We start from the raw sequence: 19,061 nt of genomic DNA on the forward strand, positions 1-19,061 counted from the left end.
ATCACACGCACGGTGTCATCGCCCGCGAAGGCCAGCGATCCAGTAGAGACGTCAGTCGTATGCGGAGAGGCCGCGGTGTACTGGATGCCCGGTCAAGCGCGCCTCGCCCGGGTCATCAACCGCTGGCGCGTGCGCGTGCGGCGGACATGGCTGCGCTACAACTACACGGCCATGGCGCAGTTTTCGCTGCTGCTGTGCCTGCGTGCCTCCGTGATCGGCGGCTCGGTGCTGTTGTGGATGTCCGGGCACGCCTCGCCCGGTGACGTGACCTATGTGCTGACGAGCTACTACGTGATCCACGCCTATTTGCGCGACGTCGGCATGCACATCAACAACCTCCAGCGCTCCGTCAACGACATGGACGAACTGGTGGCGATCCATGACGAGCCGATCGGGATTGCCGATGCCGCTGATGCGCGACTGATCGCGATCGAGCGCGGCGAGATCGTGTTCGACGACGTCACCTTCCATTACGGCGGCCATCGCATGCCGCTCTATGACGGGCTGTCGCTGACGATCCGCGCCGGTGAACGGGTCGGTCTGGTCGGCCGCTCCGGCTCCGGCAAGACCACCTTCGTCAAGCTGGTGCAGCGGCTTTACGACGTCACCGGCGGCCGCGTGCTGATCGACGGGCAGGACGTTGCGAAAGCGACGCAGCAATCGCTGCGCAGCCAGATCGCGATCGTGCAGCAGGAGCCGATCCTGTTCCACCGGTCGCTCGCCGAGAACATCGCCTACGGCCGGCCTGGCGCCAGCCTGGAGGCGATCGAGCAGGCCGCGCGTCTTGCGAACGCGCACGACTTCATCCTGCGCCTGCCCAAGGGCTACGGCACCCTGGTCGGCGAGCGCGGTGTGAAACTGTCGGGTGGCGAGAGGCAGCGCGTCGCGCTGGCGCGCGCCTTCCTGGCGGATGCGCCGGTGCTGATCCTGGACGAGGCGACCTCGAGCCTGGATTCTGAATCGGAGGCTTTGATCCAGCAGGCGATGGAGCGGCTGATGAAGGGCCGCACCTCGATCGTGATCGCGCACCGCCTGTCGACGGTGAAGAGCCTCGATCGCATCCTGGTGTTCGACCGCGGCGAGATCGTCGAGCAGGGCACCCACAAGGCGCTGACGGCGCGGCCAGGCGGCCTTTATCGCGGCCTGTTCGAACGTCAGGTGATCGAGTTCGGACCGAGTGCAGCGGTGGGATGAGGAGGTGGCGCGTGGCTGACGGAGCCTGTCCGGAAGGCACGCCGCCGGAAATGGAAATGACATGAGAGACCTGACACCTGACACGCGGCTCCATTGTAAGCCACATCCTGTCCATGGCGCCCCCGATCGTGGTCGGCATGATCACGATCATGATCTGCCAGCTCGTCGATCTTTATTTCGTCTCCGGACGGGGCAAACGCCGGAGGTTGCTCCAATGCAGGTCGGACCTCAGCCGGCGGCACCTTCCGCGCGCGCAGCGGCGGCGGAATAGGTAGATGCGCTTGTCCCTCGCCCGCCCTGTCCATGGCCGCGGGCAGACGAGGGACGGACGACCATGGCGCTCGCGCTAGCGAAAACTGTTCCAGACGAGACCGACACCCGATAGGAACAACAGGCCGAGCACGACGTCGCCAAAATGCTTGTCGCTAAGGGCGTGATAGATGCGCGCGCCGCACCAGGCGCCGACCAGCGTGCCCGGAAACGCAATCAGCGCGAGCCAGATCACCTGCGTCGCGACCAGGCCTGACGCCGTCTGCAACGCCAGCGCGGCGGCCAGCACCGTGAAATTGAAGAGCTGGAAGATGCCGCGCCGCTCATGCTTGTTCCAGCCGCGGATGTTGGCCCATAGGATCGGCAACGGTCCTGACAATCCGGCGAGGCCACCCAAAATGCCGCCGGCGAAACCGATCGCGCCATCGGCGATCCGGCCGCCGAACTTGAGGGCGAGCGGCCGCTGGTTGAGGTAGAGCGCGGTCGGAAAGATCAGCAACAACACGCCGATGCTGAGCTTGAACACCTTTGGATCGGCCTGGGCGACCATCATGGTCCCCAGCGGCACGCCGGCAAGCCCGCCGATCAGGAACGGCCAGACCAGCGACAGGTCGAAGCTCTTCCACATCGACGGCAGCGTCGAGACTTGCGCGACGACCGAGCAGATCAGCACCAGCGGCACTGCGAGCGACGGCGGCAGCACGTAGAGCCAGATGCCAAGCGCCATCAGCGCGGTGCCGAAGCCGGCCAGCCCCGAGACGAAGCCGCCGGCCAATGCGCCGAAAAGCAACAGCGCGTAGTTGAGCGTATCCACACCAATGTCCTTGTTGTAATCGGCGGTGTACTAGACGATCTGCCGGGCGTCGACCTGTCTGTGCAGCGCGCCTACCAGAATTTGCAACGCCTGGCCGAGCTCGGCGCGATTACGCGCCGCGCCAAGCGATAGTCGCGCCGCATGCGGCGGATGATCGCCGACCACGAAGGCGTCGCTGGCGATAACCGCAAGCCCGTTGCGCAGCAGTTGCGCTGTAACCTCCGTCCGGCTCCGCCCCTCCGGCAGGCGGAGCCAGAGGTGATGCGCAGCAGGTTTGGCCAGGAACTGAAAGCCTTTCAGCGCGCGCTGTGCGAGCTGCTGACGGCCGATCGCCTCGTTGCGGATCGCGGTGATGATGCGATCCGCAACACCGGTCTCGAGCCAATGGGTGACGAGCGCAACCATCAGGGGCGCGGGCATCTGCACTGTCGCCTGAAGATAGCTACGCATCCGTTGCTGCGCGGCAGCGTCTGATGTCACCAGATAGGCCACGCGCAATGCCGGCGCGATGCATTTGGACAGCGTGGTCGCAAGATAGGTCCGTTCTGGAATGAGGTTGGCGATCGGCGAGGCCGAACGGTCCAGCAGACCATAGGCATCGTCCTCGATCAGCGTCGTGTCGGCGTCAAGGATGATCTTCGCAATTGCGCTTCGCCGCTCAGTCGAAAGCGTCGCGGTGGTCGGATTGTGCAGCGTCGGAATGAGATAGACGGCCTTCGGCCTGTGCTCGCGGCACGCCCTGGCCAGTGCGTCAGGAAGGATGCCGCCTTCATCCATCGCGACGCCGATGAGCTTGACGCCGAGCCGCGCGGCGACCGCTCTGATGCCGGGGAAGGTGAGGGCTTCCGTCAACACGACGTCGCCCGGCCCGGCGAGATAGGCGATGAGGTTGAACAGGATCGTCTGCGTGCCGGGAAAGACCACGAGCCGGTCGGCGCGGACATCGGGAACGCGCGTCCGCATCCACTTCGCGACGACATCGAGCTCGTGCGGGCTGCCGCCAGGCGGCTGGTAGTTGAGATAGGCGGTCAGCCCGGATTGCTGGCGGATCGCCTCGAGACCGGCAAGGATGCGTTCATCGAGCTGCGCCTCCAGCGGATGCGGCGGCACGTTCATCGACAGATCAATCGTGACCGGGTGCGGCAGGTCGATAGTGCGGCGCGCGCTCGTCTGCGACACGAACGAGCCCTGTCCGACCCGTGCTTCCAAAATCCCGCGCCGCCGTGCCTCGGTATAGGCACGCGTCACCGTGGTGAGATCGAGGCGAAGTGCTTTCGCCAGCGCGCGCTGCGTCGGCAGTTGCTGGCCGCGCACCAGCCTCCCTGCGGCGATGTCGGCCTCCATGGCGTCGACGATGCGCTGATAGCGCGGGCCGCTGAGCTCGGCGATTGTAGGGACCCAATCCATGCAAATTTGACCATTTTCTTTGAATGTATGGATGCAAGATATTATTGTATGGATCGTTGGAAAGAAAGAGGTGTGGTCATGGCGACCGGTTCGGTCTCTCTGGCGAAGGCGATGTGGCGGGGCTTTCGCGGCAGGTGTCCGCATTGCGGCGAGGGCCACGTGTTCAAGCGCTTCCTGAAAATCGCCGACAGCTGCGATGTCTGTGGCGAAGAGCTGTTTCACCATCGCGCCGATGATTTGCCCGCCTATCTCGTCATCGTCGTGGTCGGCCATCTCGTGGTGCCGGCGATCCTCGCGATCGAGACGGCTTATGCACCGCCAGTCTGGCTGCAATTGGCAGTGTGGCTGCCGGTGACGCTGTTTGCTTCGCTCGCTTTGTTGCAGCCGACCAAGGGCGCCATCGTCGGACTGCAATGGCAAATCGGCATGCACGGCTTTGAGGAAGCCAAGCGGCGGCGCGAAGCCGGTCGGCTCGCGCCTGTGCTCGTGAAGGCCAAACCCACACCGCGAGCTGCCTGAGCATTCGTCGCGACGTTTACATCGCCTGGCCGGCCGCTACACTCCATCGTACCAAACAAAAAAACGATGGAAACGCCGATGACCGCACGCTCGCCCAAAACCTTCCTGCTTTGTCATGGCGCCTGGTCCGGCGGGTGGGCCTGGAGGAAGATGCATCCGCTGATGGTGCAGGCCGGCCATCGCCTGGTGACGCCGACCTACACGGGCCTCGGTGAGCGGTCGCATCTCGCGAATCATTCGATCGACCTGGAGACGCATATCCAGGACATCGTCAACGTCATCAAGTTCGACGACCTCAGCGACATCGTGCTGCTCGGCCACAGCTATGGCGGCATGGTCGCGACCGGCGTCGCCGATCGCGCGCGCGATCGCGTGTCGCAACTGATCTATCTCGACGCCTTCGTGCCGCGCGATGGCCAGTCGCTGTTCGATCTCAACGACGCCGGGCGCGAGTCGATGCGCAAGTCAGCAAGCTCCGGCGATGGTTACCGCATTCCGCCCAACCCACCGCCGCCGGATACGCCGCAAGCCGATCTCGACTGGCTCAACGCGCGCCGCATTAACATGCCGCTCAAATGTTTCGAGACGCGCTTGAGGCTCGAACACGGCGAGCCCGCGATGCCGCGCAGCTACATCTATTGCACACGCATTCCGCCTGGCGACGTGTTCGGGCAGTTCGCCAAGCGCACGAAGAACGAGGAGGGCTGGCGCTATTTCGAGCTCGACGCGAGCCACGCGCCGAACGTCACAGCGCCGGAGGCGTTGATGGGTGTGTTGAACGAAATCGTCGGCTAGTGCCTCCGTCATTCCGGGGCTCGCGAAGCGAGAGCCCGGAGTCCATTCCTCCACCAGCTCAGCCGCCCATGGATTCCGGGTTCGTGCTGCGCACGCCCCGGAATGACGACCATCGAAATTGGTGAGGGGCCCGGCACGTTAGCGCCAGGCCCCTCGTTGCAAGATATCAGCCGGCCTGTAAGCCGGGTTCTGTAGGGCACCGCCAGCTTGCGCAAGCGATACGTGACGGCCATTCCTCTGGGGCCATGTTTGCACATGGCCTCGAGCAACCTACCCGGACGGCGGGCCTGACATCGCCCCGCGGCGTTATCGCTTTCGCGAACAGCCCGCTCAAGCCGTCCCTATTCGGTTTTGCTCCCGGTGGGGTTTGCCATGCCGGCTCCGTTGCCGGAACCGCGGTGCGCTCTTACCGCACCTTTTCACCCTTGCCTCGCCTGAGCCCCGAAGGGCGACGGCGGGGCGGTTCGTTCTCTGTGGCACTTTCCCTGGGGTCGCCCCCGCCGGACGTTATCCGGCACCGCATGTCAAGGGAGCCCGGACTTTCCTCCCCGGCGGCCTTTCGACACTTGCCGGAGCGGCCGTCCGGCCGACTGACGGTGTACGCAATGGGCATTTATGACGGTTTCGTCAAGGCGATATCGTTCCGCACGACATGCAAAATAATTTATCCTGAAGATGTCGTTTGATGTTTGCCCCGTTCGACCGGATGTCGGCGATCCAGCCGAGCAACAGGAGTGAAGCGATGCAGTATCTGCTGATGATCTACCAGAACGAGGTCGAGTACGCGAAGAACGACGCTGCAACCAGCCAGAAGATGATGGCCGAATATCAGACCTTCACGCAAGGCATCATCCAGAGCGGCAACTTCAAGGCCGGCGACCGGTTGCAGCCGACCACGACCGCGACGACCGTGCGCGTGCGCGACGGCAAGACGCTGACGACCGACGGCCCGTTTGCGGAGACGCGCGAGCAGCTCGGCGGCTACTATCTCGTCGAGGCCAAGGATCTCGATGCGGCGATCGCGATCGCGGCGCGGATCCCCGGCGCGCGCACCGGCTCGATCGAGGTGCGTCCGATCTGGGTGTATGACAAGTGACGGCGTAGTGCGTATCGGCGCATGACCCCTTCCAAGATCGAAACCATTTTCCGCGACGAGGCGGGGCGGGCGCTGGCCACGCTGATCCGCCTCGTCGGTGATTTCGATCTCGCCGAGGACGCGCTCCAGGACGCCTTTGCAGTCGCACTGGAGCGCTGGTCTGCGCGCGAGTTGCCCGATAATCCGCGCGCCTGGCTCGTCAATGTCGGACGCAACAAGGCGATCGATCGCATCCGCCGCCGGGCGGCATTTCGCGGCAAGCAGCAGGCGCTCGTGCATGAGCTCGCGCTGAATGCGCAAGCGCCCGACGAGCCAGCGTCGATGCTCGACGACGATATGCTGCGGCTGATCTTCACCTGCTGTCATCCCGCGTTCGCGCCCGAAGTCCAGGTCGCGCTGACGCTGCGCACGGTATGCGGGCTCACCACGGCGCAGGTCGCGCGCGCCTTTCTGGTCAGCGAGGAGGCAATGGGACAGCGGCTCGTCCGTGCCAAGCAGAAGATCAGGCTCGCCGGCATTCCCTACGAGGTACCGGAGCGCGACGCGCTGGAGCTGCGTCTCAACGGTGTGCTCGCCGTGATCTACCTCGTCTTCACCGAAGGCTATGTTGCGACGTCGGGCGCGGACCTGATGCGGCCGGATCTTGCGGTCGAGGCGATCCGGCTCGGCCGATTGCTCGACTGCCTGATGCCTGATCGTGCTGGTATCAAGGGCCTGCTGTCGCTGATGCTGCTGCACGATGCGCGCCGCGCCGGGCGCGAGACGTCCGCCGGCGACATCGTGCTGCTGGAGGATCAGGACCGTACGCTGTGGGACCGTGCGCAGATCGAGGAAGGCTTGCGTCTGGTCGACGATGCGCTGCGCGTGCCAGGCCGACCGCAGCCCTACGCCGTGCAGGCAGCGATTGCCGCGCTCCACGCGCGGGCGCCGAGTTATGCGGAGACTGACTGGCCGCAAATCGCCGGACTCTACGAAGTGCTGCTACGGATCAACCCGTCTCCAGTGATCGAGTTAAACCATGCGGCAGCCGTGTCGATGGTCGACGGCCCGGCACGTGCGCTCGACCTCGTCGGCGCGATTGCAGCGCGCGGCGGGCTCGACGGCTATGAGCTGCTGCCTGCGGTGCGCGCGGATTTGCTGCGAAGGCTGGGCCGGAAGCAAGAGGCGCGCGAGGCATATGTCGCGGCGACGGCGGCGACGCAGCTCGAGCCGCTGCGGAGGCTGTATGCGCGACGGATGAGGGAACTCGCGTAGTCGCCACACTTCGTCATTTGCGAGGAGCTCGCGACAAAATTGCGGAGCAATTTTGCGCTGAAGCGGGAAAGCAATCCAGACTGTCAGTTCCTCATCCTGAGGAGCGCGGAACGCGCGTCTCGAAGGATGAAGGCCCGGCTCTCGGCCTCGCCCTTCGAGACGCCACGCAAGCGCGGCTCCTCATGGCGAGGGTCTACCTCGCCGTCACTTCGATGCGATGGTCGTACCTTCGGCCGGCAAACTCGCCAGCAGTGCCTGCAAGGTCGATAGTGTCGAGTGATCGGCGACGCCGTCCAGCCGCGCCGGGCGGAAATGGCGCTGGAAGGCGGTGACGACCTCCATCGTCGTCGCATCGTACTTGCCGGTGAGCGGAACGCCGTAGCCGTATTTCGCAAGCGCCTGCTGCAGGCTCAGCACCTCGTCGCTGATGGTGCCGAGCATCACGCTCTCGCCGCGCACGATCGGCGCCGGCGTCACCCAGTGACCGACTCCGGAATTGGCCAGCGAATGCCACGGGAATTTCTCGCCGGGATCCTTCTTGCGTGCTGGCGCCACATCCGAATGGCCGAGCACCCGGTGCGGGGCCACCTTGCGGCGAAGCATGATGCCGCGGCAGAGCGCGATCACGGCGGCAATCTGACGCAGCGGGAACTCCGGATAGCCCCAGTCATGACCGCGATTGACGATCTCAATGCCGATCGAGCAGGAGTTGACGTCGTCCTCGCCCGCCCATGACGAGACACCGGCGTGCCAGGCGCGCTTGCTCTCCGGCACGCATTGCACGATGCGGCCGTCCTCCAGCACGACGTAGTGAGCCGAGACCTCGGTGCCCGCCGTGCAGAGCCGCGCCAGCGCACCCTCGACATCGGGCATGCCGGTGTAGTGCAACAGGATCATGTCCGGCAGGCGGCCCTTGTTGCGCTCGCCGTAGTTCGGAGAGGGGATGATGTCGGAGACGATGGAGGAATCGGGGTCGAACGTCCGCATGCTCGCCGCGGCCTTGGGAACCGGGAGTACGCGTTGACGCTTCGAATCAGATCCCGGTGACGCGGACGAACCAGACGACATTATTGAGGCTCAATCGGACGAGAGCGGCGGGCTCTTCAAGCCCTTCACTTTACTATTCCTTTACCCTTGCGGCCGCGCAATCGCCGGTGTCGGTTAACGGGCGCATTTTGCGGCAGGTGTGTGGATGACGCATCACCACGAATATTACCTTTTTGACTTGTAATCGAACCATCAACGCTTTCTTAACGCTAAGGGCCGTTACTGAGAGGTGAAGAGCCGCCCCGCGTCCGGAGGCGGCCAACGCGTTTTTTGCTCGAAATCCCATGGCTGCCCGACAAATTCCATGCGGAAAACAGGGTCTGCAGCCTGGGACCGCCGGGCTGGGCGAACGCGCCGTACAGGGGTCGAGCCGTGGAACCGCCGCGAAGCGGAACAGACGTGATGGGCGGGTTACCCGTCGTTCTCGCCCGCGCGCCGAGCGAGCCGGGCACATGAGCCCGGCTGACCACATTCCCGTTCTCGGCCGCGAGGCGATCGAGCATCTCGCGCCGCGCGAGCGCGGCGTCTATGTCGATGCGACCTTCGGTGGCGGCGGCTACAGCCGCGCCATCCTGGATGTGCCGGGAACCCGTGTCGTCGGCATCGACCGCGATCGCACGGCGATCGCCGGTGGCTTTGATCTGGTCGACCGGTCTGGCGGGCGCCTGACGCTCGTCGAAGACCGCTTCTCGAACCTCGCCGAGGTCTGCGCCGCGCAAGGCGTTGGCGCTGTCGACGGCGTCGTCATGGACGTCGGCGTCTCCTCGATGCAGCTCGACCAGGCCGGCCGCGGCTTCTCGTTCCGGCTCGACGGCCCGCTCGACATGCGGATGGGCCAGGCGGGGCCGACAGCCGCGGACGTGGTCGCAAAGGCATCCGAAAGCGACCTTGCGGACATCATCTATCTCTTCGGCGAGGAGCGGCATTCGCGCAAGGTCGCGCGCGCCATCGTCATGGCACGTCAGGAAGCGCCGATCACGACCACGCGCGCGCTCGCCGATCTCGTTGGAAGGGTCGTACGCTCGAAGCCCGGCGACATCCATCCGGCGACGCGGACGTTCCAGGGCCTGCGCATCTTCGTCAATGAAGAGCTCGAAGAGCTGGAGACCGCTCTCGCGGCTGCCGAACGCGTGCTGAGGCCCGGCGGTCGGCTGGTCGTGGTGTCCTTCCATTCGCTGGAAGACCGCATCGTCAAGAATTTCCTCAGCGAGCGCGCCAAGACCGGCGGCGGCTCGCGGCATCTGCCGGAGGTCGCGCAGCTGCCGCCGAGCTTCCGGCTTCTGACGCGGCGTCCCGTCGTCGCGGGCGAGGCGGAAATCGCGCATAATCCGCGCGCGCGTTCCGCGAAGCTGCGCGCCGCCGAGCGGACCGCGGCTGCCGCGCATGCCGAGGGCGAGTCATCGTCCTGGCCGCGCCTTTCCGACGTCATGAGGGGTGGCTAGCGCATGCGCATCATCCACCTCCTCGTCATCGGCGCGCTGATCTTCGCCGCGGCCTATGTCTACCGGATCAAGATGGAGTCCACCGCCCGCACCGAGCGGGTGCTGCGGCTGCATGCCGACATCCGCGAGCAGCGCGATGCCATCGCCGCGCTGCGCTCCGAATGGGCCAAGCTCGATGCGCCGCTGCGGCTGCAAGGACTTGCCGAGCGGCATCTGTCGCTCAAGCCCGTCAACGGCACGCAATACGACCAGCTGAAGAACTTGCCGGATCGTCCGCCGCGGCTCGTCAAGCCGGGCGAGCCCGATCCGATCGGCGCCATGATCAACACCATTGAAGCGGCGACCGATGCCGACACGGTCACGGGTTCGGTGCCGCAGCCGGAGGACAAGCAATGAGCGCTGCCGCTCCGGGCAAACCCGCAAAGCCTTCGGAACGGTCAAGTGAGCCTTGGCGTCAGCGGCTGGTCCGCAGCCTGCTCTACGGGCGCAACGTCGATCGCGCAGCCAAGGCGCGCGCGCGCGTCGGCCTTGCGATCCTGGCGTTTTCGGTCGTCTATGTGCTCATCGGCGGCCGTCTCGTGATGTTCGCCATCGGTGCCGACGTCCACAGCGCCCGCCGCGGCGGGGCGCAGGACGTGGTTGCGACCGCGCGGCCCGACATCGTCGATCGCAACGGCGAGATTCTCGCCACCGACGTCAAGGCGCCGAGCCTGTTCGGGGAGCCGCGCCGCATCATCGACAAGGACGAGGCGATCGAACTCCTGACTGCCACCGTGCCTGACCTCGACGAGGCCGAGGTGCGCGAGCGCCTGTCCTCGCGAAAGGGTTTCGTCTGGCTGAAGCGGGAGATCACGCCGAAGCAACAGCAGGAGATCCACAAGCTCGGCATTCCCGGCATCGGCTTCCTGCGCGAGAACAAGCGCGTCTATCCGACCGGCAACGAGGTCGCCCACCTCATCGGTCTCGTCAACATCGACAACCAGGGCATCGCCGGCATGGAGAAGTGGCTCGACAACAACGGGCTCGCCGACCTCCACCGTGCGGGCTTTGCCACTGACCGCCTGCAAAAGCCGATCGAGCTGTCGGTCGACTTGCGCGTCGAGCATGCGCTGCGCGACGAGCTGCTCAAGGCGAAGGAGAAGTTCCACGCCAAGGCCGCCTCCGGCCTCGTCACCAACGTCAATACCGGCGAGATCGTGGCGATGGTGTCGGTGCCGGATTTCGACCCGAACAATCCCAAGGAAGCCCACGACCCCGATCGCATCAACCGCCTGACCACAGGCGTCTACGAGATGGGCTCGACCTTCAAGGCCTTCACGCTCGCGATGGCGCTCGACACCGGCAAATATGATCTCAACTCGATGTGGGACGCGCGAGGGGCGCTGCACTACGGCAAGTTCGCGATCCATGACGATGAGCCGAAGGGCCGTTTCCTTTCCATGAAGGAGGTCTTTACCTTCTCGTCCAACGTCGGCGCGGCACGCATCGCGCTGTCGCAAGGTGTGGAGGCGCACAAGGCGTTCCTGCGCAAGATGGGTCAGCTCGAGCGGCTGCGCACCGAGCTGCCGGAGAGTGCCTCGCCCATCCTGCCGCGGCGCTGGAGCGAGTTGAACACCATCACCATCGCATTTGGCCACGGCATGGCGGTCGCTCCGTTGCAGGCCGTAATGGGCGTCAGCGCCCTTGCGAACGGTGGCCTGCTGATTCCCCCGACCTTCCTCAAACGTTCCGAGGAGGAAGCGCGGGCCATCGCCAAGCGCGTGATCAAGCCGGAGACCTCTGAAAAGATGCGTTTCCTGATGCGGCTGAACGCGGAAGTCGGAACTGCACGCAAGGCCGATGTGAAAGGCTACTATATCGGCGGCAAGACCGGTACCGCGGAGAAGGTCGTCAATGGCCGTTATGCCAAGAAGAGGGTGCTGACCGCCTTTACCGCGATCCTTCCGGCGGACAAGCCGAAGTATCAGCTCCTGATCATGCTCGATGAGCCGCAGCCGCTCAAGGAAACCTACGGGTTCATCACGTCGGGCTGGAACGCCGTTCCGACTGCGGGCAACGTCATCGCCCGTATCGCACCGCTGCTCGGAATCGAGCCCCGTTTCGACCTGCCGCCGTCCGACCGCCTTATTCTTGCAGCATCCAGGACAACCCAGTAAGCCGTACCCAGGCTGCCCCGAGTCGGCCCCGGACCCCGCTACTCGACTGGAAGGCCATGAAACTGCGCGACCTCTTAGGTCAGGATTGTCTGGGCAATGATGCCGCAATCGAGCCCGCTGTCGCGGCGCTGGATGTGACCGGGCTTGCGCTCGACAGCCGCGTGGTCAAGCCAGGCGATTTCTTCTTCGCGCTTGCGGGCAGCAAGACCGACGGCGCGCGCTTCATCGATGCTGCCGTTGCCGCGGGCGCGGTGGCGGTCGCCGGCGACCACGCACCGGCCGGCTGCAAGGCGCCGTTCATCGTGGTCTCCAATCCACGCCGCGCGCTGGCGCTGGCGGCGGCAAAATTCTTTCCCGCCCAGCCTGCGACCATCGCGGCGGTGACCGGCACCAGCGGCAAGACGTCGGTCGCGGCCTTCACGCGGCAGATCTGGGAGCGGCTCGGCCACGTCTCTGCGAGCATCGGGACCATCGGTCTCGTCTCGCCGAAACGTACCGTCTATGGGTCGCTGACGACGCCAGATCCGATCGAACTGCACCGGCAGCTCGATGAGATCGCGCGTGATGGCGTCACGCATCTTGCGTTCGAAGCGTCCTCGCACGGGCTCGATCAATACCGCCTCGACGGCGTGCGCGTCGCGGCGGGCGGCTTCACCAATCTCTCGCGCGACCACATGGATTATCACCCCTCAGTCGCGCACTATCTTGCAGCGAAGCTGCGGTTGTTCCGCGATCTGGTTCCGCCGGGTGGCGCGGCCGTGATCTCCGCCGATCATGATTGCTCGGCCGAGGCGATCGAAGCCGCGACATCGCGCGGCTTGCGCGTGATGGCGGTCGGCCGCAACGGCGACGGGGCAGGCGAGGGCGTCCGTCTCGTCGATGCCAAGGTCGAAGGCTTTTCGCAAGCGCTCGCAATCGAGCATCGCGGCAAGGCGTACTCGATCAGGCTGCCGCTGGTCGGCGCTTTCCAGATCGAAAACGCGCTGGTCGCCGCTGGCCTTGCGATCGGCACCGGCAGCGATGCGGCGAATGTGTTTGCGAGCCTCGAACATCTCGAAGGCGCCAAGGGTCGGCTCGAGCTCGTCGGCGAGCGCAACGGCGCGCCGATCTTCGTCGACTACGCCCACAAGCCGGATGCATTGGTCAAGGCACTTCAGGCGCTGCGGCCTTATGCGAAGCGCAAGCTGATCGTCGTGTTCGGCGCCGGCGGCGATCGCGATGCCGGCAAGCGGCCGATCATGGGCGCGATCGCGGCCGACAATGCCGACGGCGTCATCATCACGGACGACAATCCGCGCAGCGAAAAGCCGGAAGCCATTCGCGCCGCGATCCTCGCAGCTGCAAAGGGCGCGAAGGAGATCGGTGATCGCGCCGCTGCGATCCGCGCAGCGATCGAGGAGCTCGAGCCGGGCGATGCGCTGCTGATCGCCGGCAAGGGCCACGAGACCGGGCAGATCATCGGCGGCGATGTGCTGCCGTTCAGCGATCACGAAGCGGTCGCCGCCGCATTAGCGACGAGGGTTGCATGAGCGCGCCATTGTGGACGGTTGCCGAGGTGGCGCGTGCGTTGGGGATCGCAGGATCCTTCCCCGACACGGCCATCGATTTCGTCACCCAGGACAGCCGACTGGTGAAGCCGGGCAGCCTGTTCGTCGCGCTGAGCGGCACGCCGAGCGGCGGCTTCATCTCGGCCTTCGCCAGCGCGCGCGACGGCTGGGAATTTGCCGACAAGGCCGAAGCCTCGGGCGCGGTCGCGATGATCGTGCCGCACGAGATCGCGGGCATCCGCATCCCGCAGCTCGTCGTCAAGGACACGCTGATCGACGGCCTCTGGGGCCTCGCGCGTACCGCCCGCGCCCGCTTTGCGGGGCCGGTCATCGGGCTCACGGGCAGCGCCGGCAAGACCAGCACCAAGGAATATCTCGCGGCCTATCCGAACGCCTATGCGAGCCCGTCCAGCTTCAACAATTTCTGGGGCGTGCCGCTGACGCTGTGCAATGCGGGGCCTGATGCCAGCCTCTGGGTCGTCGAGATGGGCATGAACCAGAGCGGCGAGATCGCGCGGCTGAGCGGGCTGACACGGCCGACGGTGGCGCTGGTCGTCAACGTGCAGCCGGTGCATCTGGAAAAGCTCGGCTCGCTCGAAGCGATCCGGCGCGAGAAGGTCTCGATTGCATTGGGCCTGCCGAACGACGGCGTGCTGGTGCTGCCGGCCGATATCGCCGCACCCGAATGGCGTGGCAAGGTCATCCGCTTCGGCGACGCCGCCGAGGTGCGCGAGGTCGGGTATACGCCACAGGGCGAAAGCTGGCAGGTGAGGGCGCTGGTCGGCGGCAAGGAGATCGACTTCAGTCTCACGCCCGGCGCGCCGCACCGCGTCCACAATGCGCTGGCCGCGCTGGCGTCGATTCATGCAGCCGATCTCGATGCGGCTGCGTTCGCGGCAAGGCTCGATGGCGTCGGCATCATGACCGGCCGCGGCGTCGAGCAGACCGTCGGCGGCGTCACCGTGATCGACGACAGCTTCAACGGCAATCCGGCCAGCATGGCCGCGGCTCTGGAAAGCCTCAAGGCGCGCCACATGACCGGCGGTCGCCGCATCGCCGTGATCGGCGACATGCTCGAGCTCGGAACTGACGCGCCGTCCTATCACGTCAGCCTTGCAAAACATCTCGACGGCATCGACGGCGTCTACTGCGTCGGTCCCTTGATGCATCATCTCTACCAGAAGCTGCCGCCGGCCAAGGGCCTTGGCTGGCATGACGACCCCGTCACGTTGGCCCCGCGAGATGTTGCGGATCTGCTGAAGGCAGGCGATGTCGTGGTTGTCAAGGGCAGCAAGAAGATGTTCTGGGTCAACAAGTTTGTGCCGGGGCTAGTGGCCGCCTTGCAGGCAAAGGCGTAAACTGGTTAAGCGCCGTGTCTGATCCCACCATCCCCGGCCGTCCGGTTTTTGAGGGGCGCCCGACCACATCATGAGGGCCGGCGAATGCGCCAAAAGCGCTTTCCGGCAGGGCCGCACGCGAAGAGGCGGTATAGGACTGTCTGAATGTTTTACTGGCTGATCGAGCTGTCCAACACGTTTCCAAGTTTTGGTGCGTTTCGCACCCTGCTGAACGTCTTCCGCTACATCACGTTCCGCACCGGCGGTGCCGTCGTCACCGGCGCGCTGTTCGTGTTCCTGTTCGGGCCGTGGATCATCGATCATTTGCGCATCCGCCAGGGCAAGGGCCAGCCGATCCGGGTCGATGGCCCGCAATCGCATCTAGCCAAGAAAGGCACGCCCACCATGGGCGGGCTGATGATCCTGTCCGGCCTCACGGTCGGCACGGTGCTGTGGGCCAACCCGCTCAATCCCTATGTCTGGATTGTGCTCGCGGTGACGCTCGGCTTCGGCTTCGTCGGCTTCTATGACGATTACCTGAAGGTGACCAAGCAGACGACGAGCGGGTTCGGCGGCAAGCTCCGCCTGCTGATCGAGGCGATCATCGCGCTGGTCGCCTGCTACGCGCTGGTGCGGCTCAACCGCGATCCCTCCTCCACCGCGCTGGCGATTCCCTTCTTCAAGGACGTCGTGCTGCACTTCGGCTGGTTCTTCGTGATCTTCGGCGCCTTCGTCATCGTCGGCGCCGGCAACGCAGTGAACCTCACTGACGGCCTCGATGGCCTCGCCATCGTGCCGGTGATGATCGCGACCGCGAGCTTCGCCATGATCGCCTATCTCGCCGGTAACGCCGTGTTCGCCGACTACCTTCAGATCAAATATGTCGCGGGCACCGGCGAGCTCGCGGTGCTCTGCGGCGCGCTATTGGGTGCGGGGCTCGGCTTCCTCTGGTTCAACGCGCCGCCGGCCTCCATCTTCATGGGCGACACCGGCTCGCTTGCCCTCGGCGGCATGCTCGGCTCGATCGCCGTTGCGGTGAAGCACGAGATCGTGCTCGCCGTGATCGGCGGCCTGTTCGTCCTCGAGGCCGTCTCGGTGATCGTGCAGGTCGTCTCGTTCAAGCTGACCGGAAAACGCATCTTCAAGATGGCGCCGATCCATCACCACTTCGAGCAGCTCGGCTGGACTGAGCCGCAGATCGTGATCCGCTTCTGGATCATCTCGGTGATGCTGGCGCTGGCCGGCCTCTCCACGCTGAAGCTGCGGTGATCGATCGATGATCCCGGTCACGTCCTTTGCCGGCAAGACGGTCGCGGTCTTCGGCCTCGGCGGCTCGGGTCTTGCAAGCTGCCACGCGCTGAAAGCCGGTGGCGCCGAGGTGATCGCCGGCGACGACAGCGCCGACAATCTCGCCAAGGCCGCGCAGGAAGGTTTCATCACCGCCGATCTGCGCAGTGTCCCGTGGGCGAATTTTTCGGCGCTGGTGCTCGCGCCCGGCGTGCCGCTCACCCATCCTGCGCCGCACTGGAGCGTGCTGAAAGCGCGCGAGGCCGGCGTCGAGGTGATCGGCGACATCGAGCTGTTCTGCCGCGAGCGGCGGCGCCACGCGCCGAACGCGCCGTTCGTCGCCATCACCGGCACCAACGGCAAGTCGACCACCACGGCGCTGATCGCGCATCTCACCAAGGTGGCCGGCTACGACACCCAGATGGGCGGCAATATCGGCACCGCGATCCTGTCGCTGGGGCCGCCGCGCATGGGCCGCGTCCATGTTGTCGAGATGTCGTCCTACCAGATCGACCTCACGCCGTCGCTCGATCCCTCCGCCGGCATTTTGCTCAATGTCAGCGAGGACCACATCGATCGCCACGGCACCATCCAGCACTATGCCGAGGTGAAGGAGCGTCTCGTCGCCGGCGTGCAAGCAAACGGCACCTCCATCGTCGGCGTCGACGACGGCTGGTGCCGCGACATCGCCGACCGGCTCGACCGCGCCGGCAAGAATGTGGTGCGCATCTCCGTCAGGAATCCGCTAGCCTCCGGAATCTATGTCGAGCACGGCACGGTTCTGCGCGCCTCGGGCGGCGCGCGCAGCGAGGTCGCAAGGCTCGGCGGCATCGGCTCGCTGCGCGGCCTGCACAATGCGCAGAACGCCGCCTGCGCCTCCGCCGCCGCGCTCTCCATGGGCATCAGCCTCGATGTCTTGCAGAACGGCCTGCGCAGCTTCCCGGGCCTTGCGCATCGCATGGAGCAGGTCGGGCGTCGCGGCAACGTGCTGTTCGTCAACGACTCCAAGGGCACCAACGCGGATGCCGCCGCGCACGCGCTGTCGTCCTTTGCCGACATCTTCTGGATCGCCGGCGGCAAGCCGAAGATGGGCGGCATCACCAGCCTCACGGGCTTCTTCCCGCGCATCCGAAAGGCCTATCTGATCGGCGAGGCCGCGCAGGAGTTTTCCGGCACGCTTGGCAGCCAGGTGCCGCACGAGATCAGCCAGACGCTGGACGTTGCGGTCGAGCACGCGGCGCGCGACGCCGAAGCCTCAGGCCTCAACGAGGCCGTCGTGCTGCTCTCGCCCGCCTGCGCCTCGTTCGACCAGTACCGCAATTTCGAGATCCGCGGCGCGAAGTTCCGCGAGCTGGTCCAGGCGCTGCCCGGCGTGAAAGCGGTGGTGTAGGGCACGTCGGCTCTACAATCTCCGCTGTCGTCGCCCGGCTTGACCGGGCGACCCAGTACTCCAGAGGCGGCCGTGATTGAACCGAGAGGCCGCGGCGTACTGGATGCCCCGGTCAAGCCGTGGCATGACAGTGTGTTTGTGGCATCGGCGGAGTTCATCCACAAACATCCGCAATTCCTTAACCCCCCGGTAACCAACCTCGGCGACCAATGGGCTGATCTCTGTCCGAAAGTCGGCCGCCATGCTCTCCCGTGAAGAACGCACCCCCTTTTCCGAGTGGTGGTGGACCGTCGACAAGCCGCTGCTCGGCGTCATCCTGGCGCTGATGCTGACCGGGGTAATCCTGTCGCTGGCAGCGAGCCCGCCGGTTGCGACCCGCATCGGGCTCGATCCCTTCCACTTCTTCAGCCGGCACGTAATGTTCTTGGCTCCGTCCTTCGTCGTCCTGATCGGCGTGTCGTTTCTGTCGCCGCGCGCGATCCGGCGGAGCGCGCTGATCATCTTCGCGATTAGCATCATCCTGATCGTGGTGACGCTCGCCGTCGGTCCCGAGGTGAAGGGCTCGCGGCGCTGGATCACGCTGCTCGGCGTCAACATCCAGGCCTCCGAGGCCGCAAAACCGTCCTTCGTCGTCATCGCCGCCTGGCTGTTCGCGGAATCGACCAAGCGGCCGGAAATGCCGGCGACTTCGATGGCGCTGGTGCTGCTGTTGATGCTGGTCTCGCTCCTCGTCATGGAGCCCGATTTCGGCCAGACCATGCTGATCCTGATGGTGTGGGGCGCGCTGTTCTTCATCGCGGGCATGCGCATGATCTGGGTGTTCGGGCTCGCGGGCGCCGCCTCCGCCGGCCTGTTCAGCGCCTATCTCTTCGTTCCCCACGTCGCCGGGCGCATCAAGCGGTTCATGAATCCGGCTTCCGGCGATACCTTCCAGGTCGATACCGCGATGGAAGCCTTCTACAACGGCGGCTGGTTCGGCTTAGGGCCGGGCGAGGGCATTGCCAAGCGCAGCCTGCCGGACAGCCACACCGACTTCGTGTTCGCGGTCGCCGCCGAGGAGTTCGGCATCATCCTGTGCCTTGCGATGCTGGCGCTGTTCGCCTTCATCGTCATCCGCACGCTGTCGCGCGCCTATGCCAATGAGGACATGTTCTCGCGCTTCGCGGCCTCCGGCCTTGCCATCCTGTTCGGTGTGCAGGCCGCGATCAACATGTCTGTCAATCTGCAACTGATCCCTGCCAAGGGCATGACGCTGCCGTTCATCTCTTACGGCGGCTCCTCGATCGTGACGCTCGCCTATGGTGTCGGCATGATGTTGGCGCTGACGCGGTTGCGGCCGCGCACCGAGGTCGAGTCGATCGGCCACGCCGAGGCGATGCGCAGCTACGCGTGAACCGTCATTGCGAGGAGCGAAGCGACGAAGCAATCCAGACTGCCTACGCGGTGACAGTCTGGATTGCTTCGCTTCGCTCGCAATGACGGGTGAGACCCTGTAAAATCATCCGT

Annotated in this window: 15 protein-coding genes, 1 other RNA gene and 1 pseudogene; 13 read left to right on the top strand and 4 right to left on the bottom strand. The window is 65.3% G+C overall.

Features of this window, described 5'->3' with window-relative positions:
• Positions 1–3: 3 nt before the first annotated feature.
• A pseudogene (locus tag QA640_RS11920) lies at positions 4–1,194 on the top strand (ATP-binding cassette domain-containing protein); the annotation flags it as partial.
• A gap of 346 nt (positions 1,195–1,540) precedes the next feature.
• Here the strand turns inward: QA640_RS11920 and QA640_RS11925 are convergent.
• Positions 1,541–2,278 (bottom strand): sulfite exporter TauE/SafE family protein, encoded by a 738-nt coding sequence (locus QA640_RS11925; RefSeq protein ID WP_283040817.1) that lies wholly within the window; start codon positions 2,276–2,278, stop codon positions 1,541–1,543.
• A gap of 30 nt (positions 2,279–2,308) precedes the next feature.
• A complete protein-coding gene (locus QA640_RS11930; RefSeq protein WP_283040818.1) occupies positions 2,309–3,685 on the bottom strand; it encodes a PLP-dependent aminotransferase family protein in 1,377 nt (458 codons plus the stop codon).
• Positions 3,686–3,763: 78 nt separating this feature from the next.
• On the opposite strand from QA640_RS11930, the gene QA640_RS11935 reads away from it, so the two are divergent.
• Both QA640_RS11935 and QA640_RS11940 read left to right on the top strand, forming a co-directional pair.
• Positions 3,764–4,204 (top strand): DUF983 domain-containing protein, encoded by a 441-nt coding sequence (locus tag QA640_RS11935; RefSeq protein ID WP_283040819.1) that lies wholly within the window; start codon positions 3,764–3,766, stop codon positions 4,202–4,204.
• A 78-nt stretch (positions 4,205–4,282) separates the two neighbouring features.
• Positions 4,283–4,999 carry an alpha/beta hydrolase gene (locus QA640_RS11940; RefSeq protein WP_283040820.1) on the top strand — a complete coding sequence of 239 codons (717 nt, stop codon included), beginning with the start codon at positions 4,283–4,285 and terminating at the stop codon, positions 4,997–4,999.
• Positions 5,000–5,161: 162 nt separating this feature from the next.
• Here the strand turns inward: QA640_RS11940 and rnpB are convergent.
• An RNA gene (rnpB, locus tag QA640_RS11945) (RNase P RNA component class A) lies at positions 5,162–5,593 on the bottom strand.
• A gap of 148 nt (positions 5,594–5,741) precedes the next feature.
• On the opposite strand from rnpB, the gene QA640_RS11950 reads away from it, so the two are divergent.
• Both QA640_RS11950 and QA640_RS11955 read left to right on the top strand, forming a co-directional pair.
• A complete protein-coding gene (locus QA640_RS11950) occupies positions 5,742–6,095 on the top strand; it encodes a YciI family protein (RefSeq protein WP_283042773.1) in 354 nt (117 codons plus the stop codon).
• Between the two features lie 21 nt (positions 6,096–6,116).
• Positions 6,117–7,349 carry an RNA polymerase sigma factor gene (locus QA640_RS11955; RefSeq protein ID WP_283040821.1) on the top strand — a complete coding sequence of 411 codons (1,233 nt, stop codon included), beginning with the start codon at positions 6,117–6,119 and terminating at the stop codon, positions 7,347–7,349.
• Positions 7,350–7,553: 204 nt separating this feature from the next.
• On the opposite strand, the gene QA640_RS11960 is transcribed toward QA640_RS11955, so the two are convergent.
• The gene (locus QA640_RS11960) at positions 7,554–8,336 is read right to left on the bottom strand and encodes an N-acetylmuramoyl-L-alanine amidase (protein WP_283040822.1); all 783 of its coding nucleotides are present in this window, start codon (positions 8,334–8,336) and stop codon (positions 7,554–7,556) included.
• Positions 8,337–8,848: 512 nt separating this feature from the next.
• On the opposite strand from QA640_RS11960, the gene rsmH reads away from it, so the two are divergent.
• The 8 genes from rsmH (at position 8,849) to ftsW (ending at position 18,948) form a co-directional block, all read left to right on the top strand.
• A complete protein-coding gene (rsmH, locus tag QA640_RS11965; RefSeq protein WP_283040823.1) occupies positions 8,849–9,838 on the top strand; it encodes a 16S rRNA (cytosine(1402)-N(4))-methyltransferase RsmH in 990 nt (329 codons plus the stop codon).
• Positions 9,839–9,841: 3 nt separating this feature from the next.
• Positions 9,842–10,234, top strand: a complete 393-nt coding sequence (locus tag QA640_RS11970) for a hypothetical protein (protein ID WP_283040824.1) — start codon at positions 9,842–9,844, stop codon at positions 10,232–10,234.
• On the top strand, positions 10,231–11,994 hold the full coding sequence (locus QA640_RS11975) for a penicillin-binding protein 2 (protein ID WP_283040825.1): 1,764 nt from the start codon (positions 10,231–10,233) through the stop codon (positions 11,992–11,994). The genes QA640_RS11970 and QA640_RS11975 overlap by 4 nt, the downstream gene beginning before the upstream one ends.
• A gap of 56 nt (positions 11,995–12,050) precedes the next feature.
• Positions 12,051–13,523: a UDP-N-acetylmuramoyl-L-alanyl-D-glutamate--2,6-diaminopimelate ligase gene (locus tag QA640_RS11980; RefSeq protein ID WP_283040826.1), complete on the top strand. Its 1,473-nt coding sequence runs from the start codon at positions 12,051–12,053 to the stop codon at positions 13,521–13,523.
• Positions 13,520–14,899 carry a UDP-N-acetylmuramoyl-tripeptide--D-alanyl-D-alanine ligase gene (gene murF, locus QA640_RS11985; RefSeq protein ID WP_283040827.1) on the top strand — a complete coding sequence of 460 codons (1,380 nt, stop codon included), beginning with the start codon at positions 13,520–13,522 and terminating at the stop codon, positions 14,897–14,899. Before QA640_RS11980 ends, murF begins: the two co-directional genes overlap by 4 nt.
• Positions 14,900–15,043: 144 nt before the next feature.
• Positions 15,044–16,147, top strand: a complete 1,104-nt coding sequence (mraY, locus tag QA640_RS11990) for a phospho-N-acetylmuramoyl-pentapeptide-transferase (protein WP_283040828.1) — start codon at positions 15,044–15,046, stop codon at positions 16,145–16,147.
• A 7-nt stretch (positions 16,148–16,154) separates the two neighbouring features.
• Positions 16,155–17,555, top strand: a complete 1,401-nt coding sequence (gene murD / locus QA640_RS11995; protein ID WP_283040829.1) for a UDP-N-acetylmuramoyl-L-alanine--D-glutamate ligase — start codon at positions 16,155–16,157, stop codon at positions 17,553–17,555.
• 241 nt (positions 17,556–17,796) lie between these two features.
• Entirely contained in the window at positions 17,797–18,948 is a 1,152-nt protein-coding gene (gene ftsW / locus QA640_RS12000; protein WP_283040830.1) for a putative lipid II flippase FtsW, read from the top strand.
• Positions 18,949–19,061 lie beyond the last annotated feature (113 nt).

Source organism: Bradyrhizobium sp. CB82 (genome assembly GCF_029714405.1).
Taxonomy (GTDB): Bacteria; Pseudomonadota; Alphaproteobacteria; order Rhizobiales; family Xanthobacteraceae; genus Bradyrhizobium.

What these genes read in the sequence shown, in the direction of transcription:
- QA640_RS11970 (WP_283040824.1), top strand. Translation starts at nt 9,842, where the DNA reads ATGCGCATCATCCACCTCCTCGTCATCGGCGCGCTGATCTTCGCCGCG.
- QA640_RS11930 (WP_283040818.1), bottom strand. Translation starts at nt 3,685, where the DNA reads ATGGATTGGGTCCCTACAATCGCCGAGCTCAGCGGCCCGCGCTATCAG.
- rsmH (WP_283040823.1), top strand. Translation starts at nt 8,849, where the DNA reads ATGAGCCCGGCTGACCACATTCCCGTTCTCGGCCGCGAGGCGATCGAG.
- QA640_RS11980 (WP_283040826.1), top strand. Translation starts at nt 12,051, where the DNA reads ATGAAACTGCGCGACCTCTTAGGTCAGGATTGTCTGGGCAATGATGCC.
- murD (WP_283040829.1), top strand. Translation starts at nt 16,155, where the DNA reads ATGATCCCGGTCACGTCCTTTGCCGGCAAGACGGTCGCGGTCTTCGGC.
- ftsW (WP_283040830.1), top strand. Translation starts at nt 17,797, where the DNA reads ATGCTCTCCCGTGAAGAACGCACCCCCTTTTCCGAGTGGTGGTGGACC.
- mraY (WP_283040828.1), top strand. Translation starts at nt 15,044, where the DNA reads ATGTTTTACTGGCTGATCGAGCTGTCCAACACGTTTCCAAGTTTTGGT.
- QA640_RS11960 (WP_283040822.1), bottom strand. Translation starts at nt 8,336, where the DNA reads ATGCGGACGTTCGACCCCGATTCCTCCATCGTCTCCGACATCATCCCC.
- QA640_RS11955 (WP_283040821.1), top strand. Translation starts at nt 6,117, where the DNA reads ATGACCCCTTCCAAGATCGAAACCATTTTCCGCGACGAGGCGGGGCGG.
- QA640_RS11935 (WP_283040819.1), top strand. Translation starts at nt 3,764, where the DNA reads ATGGCGACCGGTTCGGTCTCTCTGGCGAAGGCGATGTGGCGGGGCTTT.
- QA640_RS11975 (WP_283040825.1), top strand. Translation starts at nt 10,231, where the DNA reads ATGAGCGCTGCCGCTCCGGGCAAACCCGCAAAGCCTTCGGAACGGTCA.
- murF (WP_283040827.1), top strand. Translation starts at nt 13,520, where the DNA reads ATGAGCGCGCCATTGTGGACGGTTGCCGAGGTGGCGCGTGCGTTGGGG.
- QA640_RS11950 (WP_283042773.1), top strand. Translation starts at nt 5,742, where the DNA reads ATGCAGTATCTGCTGATGATCTACCAGAACGAGGTCGAGTACGCGAAG.
- QA640_RS11940 (WP_283040820.1), top strand. Translation starts at nt 4,283, where the DNA reads ATGACCGCACGCTCGCCCAAAACCTTCCTGCTTTGTCATGGCGCCTGG.